Source organism: Ottowia thiooxydans (genome assembly GCF_040548795.1).
Classification (GTDB): Bacteria; Pseudomonadota; Gammaproteobacteria; order Burkholderiales; family Burkholderiaceae_C; genus Ottowia; species Ottowia thiooxydans_A.
In genome coordinates this window covers 431,166-444,251 of sequence record NZ_JBEPSH010000002.1, presented here as the reverse complement: position 1 = coordinate 444,251, position 13,086 = coordinate 431,166, and the positions used below count along the sequence as shown (strand labels likewise).

Annotated in this window: 11 protein-coding genes; 3 read left to right on the top strand and 8 right to left on the bottom strand. The window is 59.5% G+C overall.

What is annotated here, in order from left to right:
* Nucleotides 1–2: 2 nt before the first annotated feature.
* Nucleotides 3–2,459, bottom strand: coding sequence for an AI-2E family transporter (locus ABIE13_RS05655; RefSeq protein ID WP_354441903.1), 2,457 nt, complete (start codon nt 2,457–2,459; stop codon nt 3–5).
* Nucleotides 2,460–2,764: 305 nt separating this feature from the next.
* Here ABIE13_RS05655 and ABIE13_RS05650 point away from each other — a divergent pair, with 305 nt between their 5' ends.
* Nucleotides 2,765–3,514 carry a tyrosine-protein phosphatase gene (locus ABIE13_RS05650; RefSeq protein ID WP_354441901.1) on the top strand — a complete coding sequence of 250 codons (750 nt, stop codon included), beginning with the start codon at nt 2,765–2,767 and terminating at the stop codon, nt 3,512–3,514.
* Nucleotides 3,515–3,903: 389 nt separating this feature from the next.
* Here ABIE13_RS05650 and ABIE13_RS05645 read toward each other — a convergent pair whose 3' ends face one another.
* The 7 genes from ABIE13_RS05645 to ABIE13_RS05615 all read right to left on the bottom strand — a co-directional run bounded on the left by ABIE13_RS05645 (nt 3,904) and on the right by ABIE13_RS05615 (nt 10,276).
* Nucleotides 3,904–5,079 (bottom strand): PP2C family protein-serine/threonine phosphatase, encoded by a 1,176-nt coding sequence (locus tag ABIE13_RS05645; RefSeq protein WP_354441899.1) that lies wholly within the window; start codon nt 5,077–5,079, stop codon nt 3,904–3,906.
* Nucleotides 5,076–5,975 (bottom strand): patatin-like phospholipase family protein, encoded by a 900-nt coding sequence (locus tag ABIE13_RS05640; protein ID WP_354441897.1) that lies wholly within the window; start codon nt 5,973–5,975, stop codon nt 5,076–5,078. The genes ABIE13_RS05645 and ABIE13_RS05640 overlap by 4 nt, the downstream gene beginning before the upstream one ends.
* Nucleotides 5,968–6,852 (bottom strand): patatin-like phospholipase family protein, encoded by an 885-nt coding sequence (locus tag ABIE13_RS05635; RefSeq protein WP_354441895.1) that lies wholly within the window; start codon nt 6,850–6,852, stop codon nt 5,968–5,970. Before ABIE13_RS05635 ends, ABIE13_RS05640 begins: the two co-directional genes overlap by 8 nt.
* 117 nt (nt 6,853–6,969) lie before the next feature.
* On the bottom strand, nt 6,970–7,308 hold the full coding sequence (locus ABIE13_RS05630; RefSeq protein ID WP_354441893.1) for an STAS domain-containing protein: 339 nt from the start codon (nt 7,306–7,308) through the stop codon (nt 6,970–6,972).
* Between the two features lie 12 nt (nt 7,309–7,320).
* The gene (locus tag ABIE13_RS05625) at nt 7,321–7,776 is read right to left on the bottom strand and encodes an ATP-binding protein (protein WP_354441891.1); all 456 of its coding nucleotides are present in this window, start codon (nt 7,774–7,776) and stop codon (nt 7,321–7,323) included.
* A complete protein-coding gene (locus ABIE13_RS05620; RefSeq protein WP_354441889.1) occupies nt 7,773–8,150 on the bottom strand; it encodes a response regulator in 378 nt (125 codons plus the stop codon). The genes ABIE13_RS05625 and ABIE13_RS05620 overlap by 4 nt, the downstream gene beginning before the upstream one ends.
* Complete coding sequence (locus ABIE13_RS05615) at nt 8,147–10,276, bottom strand: response regulator (protein WP_354441887.1); 2,130 nt, start codon at nt 10,274–10,276, stop codon at nt 8,147–8,149. Before ABIE13_RS05615 ends, ABIE13_RS05620 begins: the two co-directional genes overlap by 4 nt.
* A 387-nt stretch (nt 10,277–10,663) precedes the next feature.
* Between ABIE13_RS05615 and ABIE13_RS05610 the strand changes: the two genes are divergently transcribed.
* Together ABIE13_RS05610 and ABIE13_RS05605 are read left to right on the top strand one after the other, a co-directional pair.
* Nucleotides 10,664–11,722 carry a hypothetical protein gene (locus tag ABIE13_RS05610; protein WP_354441886.1) on the top strand — a complete coding sequence of 353 codons (1,059 nt, stop codon included), beginning with the start codon at nt 10,664–10,666 and terminating at the stop codon, nt 11,720–11,722.
* Between the two features lie 296 nt (nt 11,723–12,018).
* Entirely contained in the window at nt 12,019–13,071 is a 1,053-nt protein-coding gene (locus ABIE13_RS05605) for a hypothetical protein (RefSeq protein ID WP_354441884.1), read from the top strand.
* The last annotated feature ends 15 nt before the right edge of the window (nt 13,072–13,086 follow it).

The window sequence follows — 13,086 nt, the reverse complement described above, 5'->3', positions numbered from 1 at the left end:
AATCAGGCTGCTCCGGGGGCAAGATCCATGTCTGGGGGTGGTTGCTCCACTGCGGCCTGGCTTCGTTTGACGAGCGCCATCAGTTCTGCTGCCATGGATTCAAGCAGCAGGATGTCGCGGGATGTGAGCGATCGGGGCTGGGTGTCGAGCAAACACAAGGTCCCGAGAATCATGCCGTCCGAATCACGCAGCGGTGCTCCCGCGTAGAAGCGAATACCACGCTCACGCAGCAATTGGTTGCCAGCAAAGCGAGCATCGCGCTGCACGTCTGGCACCACCAGGGTTTGACCCAGCGCGACCACATGCGAACACAGGGCTTGATCTCGCGGGGCCGCCTGCTCCGGAGCGAGTCCTGTGAGCGGGCCATCAGAGCCAGCATAGCCGTGCACCAGCTGCCATTGGTCGTCAACCAGTGAAACCTGGGCGATGGTGCAGTCGAAGGCGTCTGCGGCGTGACGTGCATAGGTGTCAAGGCGAGATCGCATACCCTCTTGCAGCAACCCGCTTGACTGCAGCGCTCGCAAGCGCTCTTTTTCGTTTTCGGGCAGGGGCGCTGGCACATAGGGATCAGCGTGATCCAGCAGGGTTCCGGCTTGCAACATCAATTCATCCAGGGAAGTCACCAGCGCGTCAGCGCCGATCTGCTTGACGGGGCTGGGTTCTTTGGGATCAGGCAGGTGGTTCCATGCCGCCAGAATGATTTGCGTGTGGGGCCACCGGCGCTTGAGCCGCCGTACGAAGAACCGCGCGTGTGTGGTGGGGGAGGGAGAGAAGTAGCAAAGGCACACCACGTCGATACCGTCCAGGTCAAGTTGGGCAAAGTGCTCTGCCGAAACGTTGCCGACCTGAACCACCCGGCTTCCATAGCCTTTGAGGGTCAGCACATGCGCTGCCATTTCAGCAGCCAGAGCGTCCACTGCCCACCGCCCGCCTATGCAAGCCACCTTCACCGGCAGGCCTGGCTCTGGCGGATATTGCTCGCGCAACTCTTCGAGTACCTGCTCCATGCCCGACACCACGCGATGCCGATGTTCGGCCGTTGCAACGGTGCCATGGGCGTTGGTGGCCAGTTGCAGCGTCCCCAGACCCACCTGCGTGTAGAAATCTTCAGGAGAAGTCTTTTCGGCATGCTCCAGGGCCAGTTCCACCGCATCTTCGGTATCGCCGGCCAGCAAGCGCTGGTGAAGCCGGGTGGGCTCATCCAGGGCTCGAGAACTGCCTAGAAGCACCTCCAGAAAATTCAGAGCTGGTAGATAGCGGCCCGCCACAAGCAGCGTGACCGTGATGGGCGTAGAGAGAATCAGGCCCATGGGCCCCCACAGCGCGGTCCAGAACAGTGCGGCGAGGATCAGCGAGAGTGTCGATAGCCCTGTGCTGGAACCGTAGAGCCATGGCTCGATGATGTTGTTGCTGATGAGCTCCAGAACCAGAATCAGTGCCAGTGTCCATAGCACCATGTTCCAGCCAGGGTCTATTGCAAACGCCAGCGTCAGGGGAAACACCGCAGAGATCAGCGGGCCTGCATAAGGTACAAAGCGTAAAAGGGCCGCCAGCAACCCCCAAACCAGCGCACCAGGCACGCCAATGACAAGCAGGCCAATGGTCATAGGCACCCCGTACGTCGCGTTGACGACAAGCTGCATGGTCAGATACTTGCTAACGCGTTCGCCGATTTCTGAAAGAGCATCGGTCGCCCGATGCAGATTGCCTCCCATGAGCCTCAGCAATCGGTCTCGCAAGTCCCCTCGATCAAGTAATATCAAGAAAACGAAGACGATCACAATGCCCGCAGATGCGATCGTGGGCACAAAGGTTTCCACCCAGCCCATCAGTCTGGCCATCGGCTTGCCCACCGTGACCAGCTCCACTTGTGTAGGGGGAGCCACCCGGGGACCAGGTGCAGCCTGCACCGCACCGATTTCCTTTTCTACTTTCCCGAATACGCGCGAGTACTGATCCAGGATGCCGGGCTTGCGCAAATCGCGGCCAAAATCCCTGAGTTTCTTGGTGATGTTGGTTTCGTAAGTCGGCAGGTTGTTGCCAATCTGGCGCAACTGCGTGGCGGCGAAAAACCCCGTCGCGGCAATCAACCCCAGGGTGGCGGCCACCACCAATGTCACGGCAGCCGCCCGCGGTACACCCACGCGCTTCAGCCAGGTGACCAGCGGATCCAAAACGAAGCTGATGAGAATGGCAAAGGCCAGTGGCACCAGAAGATCACGGCCAAAATAAAGCGCAGCAGTGATCACCGCCATGCTGACCAGAGAATTCATGATGGGCGTGCGCGAGGTGGGCCCGTACTGCAATTCCTGGCTTGTCAACCTTTGCTCAGAATCTGAAGTGTCTTGCCAATGTGTTTCCCGCCAACCCGACGCATCCACGCGCTGGTCTTGAAGGTTCTGCTTTGCAACTTCCGGCTCAACCGGCTCCTCTTTTGCTCCCCGCATGTCAGCCGCCATAAGGCGCACTCCGTTTATTAAGCATGAATTGTCGGCAGTGTGGATGCTTCTACCCTGTAGGACAAGCGCCTGAAGCCAGGTTGCGTTTTGTCGGCATATAGTTTGCCTTGTGTGAACTGCAGGCAAGCCTAAGGGTATCGCGAGAATTATGCGACACCAAATAGCGGCGACGTTCGGCGGAATGAGGTCGCGAAGTGCCATTGGCCTCAAAACTGCGGTTTCGAAGGGCGCGTGCCGACAGGCCATGGATCTGTCATGGCCTGTCGGCGAGAATACAAATTTGAATCAATTTATCTACTACCGCCATGCTCCACCACCCCGATCGTTCGTTAAAACTCTCTGGTGCAAGTAATTTCCGTGATCTTGGTGGCTATGCGGCAACCGATGGAATGGCTGTCAAGTGGCGGCGCCTTTTTCGCTCTGACCATCTTGCTTCACTGACCCGACAAGACGAACAATCTCTTGCCGCGCTGGGAGTGGTCCGGGCCTTCGATTTCCGCGGAGTGGGCGAACGTGCCGCCGTTCCCTACAACTGGTCCGGCATGGCGCAGCATTCGCTTCCCATTGAGCCCACGGTGGTCCAGCGCATGAAGGACTTGATAGATGCCGGGCACGAAGTCACCCCTGCCGAAACGGTAGAACTCATGCAGCACACCTACAGGGCCTTTGTGCATGACAACGCCGACCGCTTTGCCAGCCTGTTCGAGCATCTGCTGCAAAGCGATGCGCCACTGGTGTTTCATTGCACCGCCGGAAAAGACCGTACCGGCTTTGCAGCCGCTCTGATCCTGTTGGCGTTGGGCGTGCCGCGTGACGTAGTCATGCAAGACTACTTGCTCACCAATGATCTTTATCGCATGCCGGCGCTAAGTACCAGCAAGACGCCTCAAGAGGTGCTGAATGTGCTGTGGCGGGTACAGGAGGCATTCCTGGATGCCGCCATGCAGGCGGTGGAAAAAGACTATGGGGGCGTTGAGGCCTACCTGGCTGACGTGTTGGGTGTGGGAAGCCGAGAGCGTGCGCAGCTGAAAGAAATGTACTTGACCCAGACCTGAACGGCTTTGGCTCCTTCTCCGGTATGCGGGAGAAAGGGCCGGCCATCCGGTGGGGCTGACGACGTTCTAAGGTGGCGCCGCATGCCCTTACCCCCGCTGTCCTTCCCGGTGTGAGGGGAGTAATAGCCTTGGAACGTGTTCATGATCTTTTCACGACCCCGAAAAGATACCCAACATGTTCTTAGAGGCTGTTCATGGTCTCTGCGCGAGGGCCGTTGTGTTCGAAAAGCTGTGGCTGCAAGGGGTGCGACCATGCGACGAAAAACACAGGGATACCTCGTGGTATCGCGAGTATTTTCAACGCCAGCGTAGACAACGCCGCAGACGCGGCTTCCCGGGCGCCGTGCATACGGGCGCAATGGGACCGCGAGGAGGCTTTGAACAGGTTCTTAAGCCCGTTGCCGCTGCGCCACCAGCAGAGTGACGTCGTCGAAGGGCTCGTGGTGCGTGGAGACCTGCAGCTCAGCGCGGATACTGGCCACGGTGCGATCCGCGCTTTGAGCGGGCTGCGCGAGCAGATCCAGCAGGCGGGCTTCGCTGAAGCGTGTGCCGTCGGTGCAGATGGCATCGGTCACGCCGTCTGTGAAGGCGATCAGACTTTCACCTGGGGCGATCACCGCGTGCCCGGGTAAAAAAGGTAGTCCCTGCATCATGCCGACCGCTGGGCCGGTTGGCGTCAGGCGCTCGCGCACGCCGTGGAGGCCGGCCAAAATCGGTGCTTCGTGCCCGCCATTCACGTAGACCAGTCCGCCGGTTGCAGGGTCGAGGATGGCGACGAACACGGTGGCGAACATGTTGGCGCGGTCGTGCGTGCGGGCGATGTAGTCGTTAACGCCTGAGACCAGTTCGCACACCTGCGCCGCGCCGTCGCCGGCAGGGGTGAGCAGGCGTTCGGCCAATACCCGGAACAGGCTGCGAAACAGCGCCATGAAAAGCGCCGCGCCCACGCCCTTGCCGCAGACATCGGCCACCACCAGCGCGGTGCGCGTGTCGCCGAGGACGGGAAAGGCATCGTAGAAATCGCCGCTGACCTGCCGGGCGGGCTGGAACCAGGCGGCCAGTTCCCAGCCTGGCGCTTCCGGCAGAGCCTCAGGCAAGAAGCCAGCCTGAATTTTGCGGGCGATCTCCAACTCACGCTCCAGGCTGCGCGCGTGCATCTGTTCGCGGTCGTGCAAGCGCTTCTTGGCCAGGCTGGCATCTACGCGGGCACGCAAAATATGCGGATTGAAGGGTTTGGGCAGGTAGTCGTCCGCACCCAGTTCAATGCCCTTGACGATGCTCTCGCCATCGCCCAGCGCCGAGATCAAGACCACCGGCACATGGCGCAGGCCAGCGTCGGCGCGTATTTGCTTCAACACCTCGTAGCCATTCAACACCGGCATCATGATGTCCAGCAACACCAGGTCGAAGGCGCTGGCGCGCATCATGTCCAGCGCCTGCTGCCCGTCAGCGGCGGTTTCGGTGGCATGGCCTTGCCTTTGCAGCCGCCGCACCAGCAGGTCGCGGTTGGCCTCGTTGTCATCGACCACCAGGACACGTCCAGGGCTTTGCTCCAAGCTGGTCATGTGCCCTCTACCGATGCATCGGCCAGCTTCAGCTGGCGCAGGTAGGGCAATGCCTCCAAGGTGGCGCGCTCACCTTGCTCGATGATGTACGGAATCATGTGAGTGTCGCTCACGCCGACCGGCTTCTCGAACACGGGCATGATCGGCACGATCTCAGCATGGTGCACGGCGCTGTAGAAGGCGTAGGTCGAGCGCAGCAGGTGGTTGACGGTGGTGGCGATCGAGTGCCGGAACATGCCCCGCAGTGAATCCATGCGTTCGGGAGGAGGGGTTTCAAAGCCCATCGCGAGGATGATGTCGGCACCTTCGCGGATCGCCAGGCTGATGGGCAGCGGATCGGACACGCCGCCGTCGATCAGCAGCCGTCCATCGAGCGGCCAGGGCCGCAACAGCAGCGGCATGGCGATGCTGGCGCGCACGGCGTCAAACAGGCGGCCCGAGGCCAGGCGCACGCGCTCGCCGGTATGCAGGTCGGTCGCGGCGATCAGCAGCGGGACCTTGGTGTCGGCAAAACTGGCATCGCCGAAGAGCTCCTTCAGCACCTCGCTCACAGCTCGGTCGTTGACCAGGCCGACGCGCTCGCTGAAGCCGAACCGCCTGGGCAGCAGGCTGCGCAGCACCGACACATAGTGCACGCGCTCGAACAAGCCGTTCCACATGCGGCTGCTGCGTTGCTCGGCTTCCCGTGCATCCATGCCCAGGGCCATCCCGGCGGTGTAGAGACTGCCGCCGCTGCAGCCTACTACCAGGTCGGGACGGATGCCCTCGCGCTGCAAAACCTTCCACATGCCCACCCCGGCAGCACATTTCAGGCCGCCGGAGCCAATCACTACGGCCAGCCTCGGGCGCCGCTGTAAAGGGCGAGCGCCGGATTTGGCTGCCGCTGCTTCAAGCATCGACGCTCTCCAATGCCCGGATCAGGTGGCCGAGCTGGGCCTCGGTGGCGCGCGCGCCTTCCTCGATGACGTAGGGAATCTCGTGGGTATCGAATAAGCGTATGGGCCGATCGAAGTTGGGCAACACGGGGATGATCTCGGCGTGATGGGCGAGGTTGTGGAAAGCGTAGTTGGCGCGTAGAAGGTTGTTGGTATAGACGCTGTTGACCTGGAAAGCGTAGCGGGTGGCTGAACGGATCGTCTTCGGATAAGGGCTTTCAAAGCCCATGGCCAGGATCACGTCCGCGCTTTCGCGGATGGCCACGTCCACAGGCAACGGGTCGGACACGCAACCGTCCAGCAGCCAGCGCCCGTCGATTTGCCATGGCTTCCAGATGTAGGGGATGGCAATGCTGGCGCGCACCGCGTCGCGTACACGCCCCTGGGACAGAGTGGCCATCCGCCCGCTGTGCAGATCGGTGGCGACGATGCGCAGCGGGATGGCCGCGTCCTCGAAGCGGCGGTCGCCGTACAGCCGGTCCAGTGCCTTCATCAGTGGCCTGTCGCTCACCATACCGAAGGAGCCGTCGAATTTGAAGAGGCGCGGCATGACTGCTGCCAGCAACGAGGGCAGGTCGCGCTGAGTCGTGAGCGCGGGTGTCCACAACTCGCGGGTCAGCCGTTCGCAGGTGCCGACGTCATTGCCTAGCGCCATTACCGAGGCATACAGGCTACCGCCGCTGCAACCGACCAGCAGGTCGATGCCGATGCCTTCTCGCTGCAACACCTTCCACATGCCCAGCGCGGCGGCGCACTGCACGCTGCCGGAGCCGATCACCAAAGCCACCCGCTTGCGGCGCGGGCCTGAACTCGCGCTTGATATCGTGCCTGATCGCATCTTGTGTCTCCTGATTAAGCGCAGTATGGTTTCCTTGGTCGCAAAAACTCCCGTTCGGGCTGAGCTTGTCGAAGCCTTGCGCCCGGCTTCGACAAGCTCAGCCCGAACGGAGGGTGGTCAAGCAAGAAAACTACCCAGGGCGCCGTCCACGTCGTCGTAACATTTCATGATGGTGGTGAAGCCGCTCAGTTCCAGCACCTTGAGGACCACCGGATTGATGTTGGCCAGGCGCAGGTCGCCGCCGCGCTGGCGCGCTTGCTTGACCGTGGCCAGCAGGGCGCGCAGGCCAGCGCTGCTCGTGTACTCCACCTGGTGCAAATCAGCGACTAGCTGGATATGGCCCGCCTCGACATAGCCTTGCAGCGTTTCCTGCAGGGTTTCAGCGGTCAGCCCGTCCACGCTGCCCGTGATGGTCGCAACGGCCGCATGTTCGCGGGCTTGAATTTCGATTTGCATTTCGTAGCTCCTTCAGGAAATCAAAGCGCCCGGTGTCGGCCGGGCGCGGATCTTCTTGACCAAGGTATAGACATTCCCGCCGTGGCTGCCGGGCGCTCGGCGTACCTCATCCATTACCTGGTGAACCAGGTGCCAGCCCAGTCCGCCCACCTGGCGCCCCTGCCAGTCGGAGGACGTATCGGGAACGGCCAGGCTGGCCGGATCGAAATCCGGTGCCGCATCGGCCAGGGTGACGGCAATCGCCAAGGGGGTGGTGGTCACGGTCACCGTGATGGGGCCGGTCGAACTGCGGTAACCGTGCCGGAGAATGTTGGTAAACACCTCTTCCACCGCCAGGCGCAGCTCGGACAGCACCTCGGCACTGGCGCCCACGCGCGTGCAGGCACGCTCGATCAGGGCCTCCAGCGCGGGCAGATCGGACATGGCTGTGGCGCGGAACAGGGCGTCACAGCCGCCAGGGCGTGTCATGGCACGGTGCCTCCATCAGGGATTAGCACGGCGATCTTCGCGCGCAGGCGCTCGAAGTCCACGGGCTTGGTGTCGAAGTCATCGCACCCAGCGGCCAGCGCACGTTCACGGTCGTCGGCCATGGCGTGCGCGGTCAGGGCAATGACCGGGATCGACGCGGTGCGCGGGTCGGCCTTGATCCGGCGCGTGGCCTCCCAGCCATCCAGCACCGGTAAGCCCATGTCCATCAACACCACGTCCGGTTGTTCCTGAAGCGCCGCTTCCACGGCTGCCACACCGTCCACGGCCGCCACCACCGCGTAGCCGCGCCGGGTCAGCCGCCGGGTAAGCATGTCGCGGTTCATTTCGTTGTCCTCGACCAGCAGGATCTTCATGCCGACTCCACCATCGCCGCTTCTTCGGCCGTGGCCAGCACCCGCCGCACCTCATCTTCCAGTTGACTCCCTTTGTATCCGCCCTTGGCAAAGATGCTGGCGGCGCGCAGGGACAACTGCTGCTGCTCGGCACGGGTCAGCTCCTTGGCGGTCAACACAATCACCGGCAATGCGTCTGCCAGGCTGCGCTCGCGTAGCGCATCGAGAAAGCCGAACCCGTCCATCCGTGGCATCATCAGATCCAGCAGCACCAGGGCCGGGTTGGCATCGTCCACCTGCGTCAGGCCTTCGATGCCGTCGGCGGCCTCGATCACCCGCCAGCCTCGGCGCTCAAGCTGTCTGCGTAACATGCTGCGGGTGGTCGGGTCATCGTCGATCACCAGAATAGGCCGGGCGGGTACCGTGCCCAGATGCCGGCGTATCACTTGAATCAGGCTTTCGCTGCGCACAGGCTTGACCAGATAGTCGGCGGCGCCGAGGGAAAAGCCCCGGGGTTTTTGTTCGGTCACCGATACCATCACCACCGGAATCTGCTCCAGCTCGGGGTCTGCCTTCAACTGGGCCAATACATTCCAGCCATCCTTGCCTGGCATCAGCACGTCCAGCAGCACCAGGGCCGGGCGCAGCTCGCGAACGCGCTCGATGCCTTCCGCGCCATTGCTGGCAGACGCAACGCGCAAGCCATGCCGGACCAGCATGCGGACAATCAGATCACGCCCTGCCGGATCGTCGTCGATGACGAAAGCCAGCGGGGCGTCCGCCGGCGCGGTGGCGTCCGCTTCGGGCGTCGCGGGGGCCATGGTGCCATTGGCGGGAAGGCGCACGGTGAAGGTGGTGCCCTCACCGTGCGCGCTGCGCATGCCGATCTCCCCGCCGAGCATGTGGGCAAAGTGCCGGCACAGCGCCAGGCCCAGGCCCGTGCCGCCGTACTTGCGGGTGGTAGATGCATCGGCCTGCGAGAACGGCTGGAACAAGCCGACCTGCTGTTCGAGTGTCATGCCGATGCCCGTGTCTTCAACCTCGAACACCAGCCAATCGCCCGTTGCCCGCTCTTCGCGCCTTACGCGCAGGTAGATCTGGCCGTTCTCGGTGAACTTGGCAGCGTTGCCCAGCAAATTGAACAGCACCTGCCGCAGTTTCGTAACGTCGGTATGCATGCGGCCCGGCGCTTCAGCTTCCAGCAGCAAGCGGTTGCCGCGCTGCTCGGCCAGTGTCTGTACGGTACCGATGACTTCATGCACGATCGGCGCGAGTTCAACGTCCTCGAGATGCACCTCCATCTTGCCGGCCTCGATCTTGGACAAGTCCAGCACGTCGTTGATCAGCCCCAGCAGGTGCTTGCCCGCACGGTGGATCTTTTGCAGATCCGGGATCATCGCTTCGTCGCCTGTGTCTTCCGCTTCTTCGACCAGCAGTTCGCTATAACCGATGATCGCGTTGAGCGGGGTACGCAACTCGTGGCTCATGTTGGCCAGAAACAAGCTCTTGGAGCGGTTGGCCGTATCGGCGGCCTCTTTGGCCTGCTCCAGCTGCGCGCTTTTTTCCTCGATCTTGCGGTTCTGCTCTTCCAGCGTGACGTTCTGCTCCTCCAGCAGTTTGCGGCTGCGCACGAAGCGCTTGCTCTGGAGGTAGGAGTGAAAGGCAAACACCGAACTGGTAAGGAAGATGCCCAGAATGCTGGCGAAGACGGTCAACCGCGGCGTTTCGAATTCGACCCGGTACTGAGTGAACCCGCCGCAGATCAGAAGGCCCAGCGCCAACCCGACCCAACCCCTGCGTGCGGCGCGGAACCCGCCAACCCCCAGATTGCCCAGGTTGACTGCGGTAATGAACATGATGCTGGGCCAGAGGCTGAAGTACATCGCTGCCGTCCAGGCCCCCACCATCATCGAATCGATGAAGAGATTGCGGTGCTCCGCGCGCTTGGAGTCCTTGCTGAAGTACGCATGCAGGTAAGCCAGTTGCGGCCACAGCAAACCCCAGGCCAGCAATACCCCTACCGTGGTTGCGTTCGCGCGGCCTTCGGCATGGAACACCGAATAGAACACGGCGATCAGCAGCGGGAAGCAGGTGATCCGAACGACATAGTCGAGCCGAACGATCGGATGCAGCCTGGTTCTGCTCATGGGAACTCTCGGACGTGAGCGCATGAGTTGCATGGATAAGGCGCCTGGTGCTCGCCTCAGAGGTTTGGGGAAATCCCTTGCACTTCGAAACGAGTCGTAAAAATTGCTTAAGGCGAGGTTACGCAAGCAAGGCGGACCTGTATGTCGCCTTTTTTGGCGACAATCACCCGCTTATTTTGATTTCCCAACTGCCATCGTGACCCAGGGCCTCGTCGCCTCCATGGCGAAGTGCTTGCCTGGCTTTCCGTAGACCATCGACTTTGGAACTTTCGGCGCGACTCGGTTACATACCTGCTGAGGTATCACGTTCTTCGTCCTGCCTCAGTTGACTAGGACTTGCCTGTCGTAACCGTCTCAGAGTCCACCATTCTTTCCTGGAGTCTCGATATGAATAACCCTATTAATTCGCAAAGTTTTAAACCAATTAGTATTGGTGGCCGCGATTTATCGGTCAGTAAGACCGCTGTCGAGCGCGGTTCGGATCGAGAGCATATCGGTAGTGTTGTCAGCCGGATCTTCGATAGCATTGTTGACTGGTTTAGTGGCACTAATCACGCAGAAGCGAAACGTTGCTTATTTGATTTGTATTCTCCTGATACGTCCGTTGCACAAAAGTACCAAGCATTCAGTAAGCTGGAGCTACTCACCGGCGAAAGCTACAAAGGAAATTTCGCTGTCGAAGAGGGTTATTTGGATGGAACCTTGATGTGTTCGCTAAACATTGACTTGGGAAATGGATTGGTTGAACGATTCCAGGTGGACAAAAATGAGCTTTGTTTCAAAGACCTGAACCCGACGATTGAGGTAGAGCATCTTCAAAGAATATTTGAGGAAGTTGCCAGTGCCACCATCAGCCCACAGCAAACCCATCAATTTGGAGCAGATCTGGCGCGAACTGGCGTCACCATTGTGGCCAATGGTGATGAAGTGGGCGTTTTTAGATCGGGTGCAGAACTGAGCGCAGAGTTGGAGAAGCAGGGCTATGACTCCGATCAAATTGAATTGATATCCAAGTTTTGCGTTCAAACGACAGAGGGAATCGTTTGCTCAGAGGGTGTCAGTGATTACAAAGTTGGGGTGACACAAGGCCAGGGCACCGCAGCGACTCAGGTTTATACCGTGGAAAGATCGAGCGATGGCCTCCAAATTCGACTAAGTGCCAGTTTTAACGCCGGAGCCGTCAGATCCGTGGAGGACTTGTCCGACATGGCTCAAACTGCCAAAGAAGCCGACCAGATTGCAAGTCAGACGCATCGAAAAGACATGAAAACTTTTATCAAGGGTTCAACTGAGACTACGCTTTTCTTTCCTGTTGGCGAAACGCGCCCTAGCGTCACAGTCGCTATGACCATGAGTGAGTATGTAGGCCCGGGAGCAGCTATGCCTGCCCCCACCCAGGGAGGCTTACCTCCGGCTTTTGGTATCGATCCACGCATGTTTGGTTGAGCGGTTCGGAGCGGCTCACTTGCCGCCCATTCGTCAACCCGTAATATGAGCATGAAACCCTGCGCCAGAGAGCCTCTGGTGCTTTCGATACCTGGGCGCCAAGATTCTGCCGCGCATGTCGGAAGATGGCCGGGAGCATCTTGAGTCGAGCACGGTCAGTCGTTCCTTGGCATTGGAACTCAAAGGGGGCCGCAGTTACTTACCTGTTGAGGCATTACCTCACAGTCCCGCTTCTGAGCGTCAGGTTTGACTATACAGAACCGTCACCGCGGCCAGCATTAAGTCCTGAAGTCACCATGAATAACAGCGTAAACTCGAATAGCTTCAAGCCAATTAGCATTTCTTGCCAGGATTTGGCAGACAGCAAGGCCGCTGTGGAGCGTGGCCTGGATCGAGACCACGTCGGGAATGTTTTTAACCGAGTTTTCGATAAAATCGTTGACTGGTTTAGTGGTACCAATCACGCAGAAGCCAAACGGTGCCTATTTGACTTGTGTTCTCCGGATTCAACCGGTACGCAAAAGTACACAGCGTTTAAAACGCTGCAGTCGCTTACTGGTGAAAGTTACAAAAAGAACTTCTTTATCGATGACGGCTATTCCGATGGCACAAGGGTTTGCACGCTGAATATTGATATAGGCGGTATGATTGAGCGGTTTCAAGTGGATAAAGATGAGATTTTCTTTGAAGATATAGAGCCAGAGATAAATATCGATCGAATCGAAACCTTGTTTGAAGAAATTGCCAAGGAAGCCCTCAAGACAGACAAGGCGAAGTTTAGTGCAGATCTAACGCGAACTGCAGTCACGGTTTTCGATGGTGGCAAAGAAAATGGGGTATATACGTCAGCCAAAAATCTGGTAAGTCAGTTGGAGAAACTGGGCTATAGCGGTAATCACATCAAATTGATAGCCAGGTTTTGCTCTGAAAAAACAGAGAAAATAGTTCTTTTGACGGGTGTCAATGACTACAAGATCGCATTAATGCAGGGTGAACACGACCCAGGCACGCAGGTCTATGCCGTTGAAAGTTTGGATCAAGGGCTCCAAATCCGTCTGAGTTCTCGTTGTAACGCCGGCGTCGGGTATAGTTTGCAAGAAGTCTGCACGACCGCGCGAGAGTTTCAAGAGAACGATCAGTATTCAAGTCAAACGCCAGGAGAGGTCACAAAGACTTTTCTCAGGTGGTCAATGGAGACCACGCTTTTCTTTCCGCTGGGCGAAACCCGACCACGCGTCACAGTGGCAATGACCCTAGGGGAGTTTGTAGGTCCCGGAGCAGATATGCCTGTCCAGCTCCACGCAGAAGGACCTGTCGCTTACCATCGCGACCCACGGCTGCTCGGTTAAGCCCAGCAGAGCGGC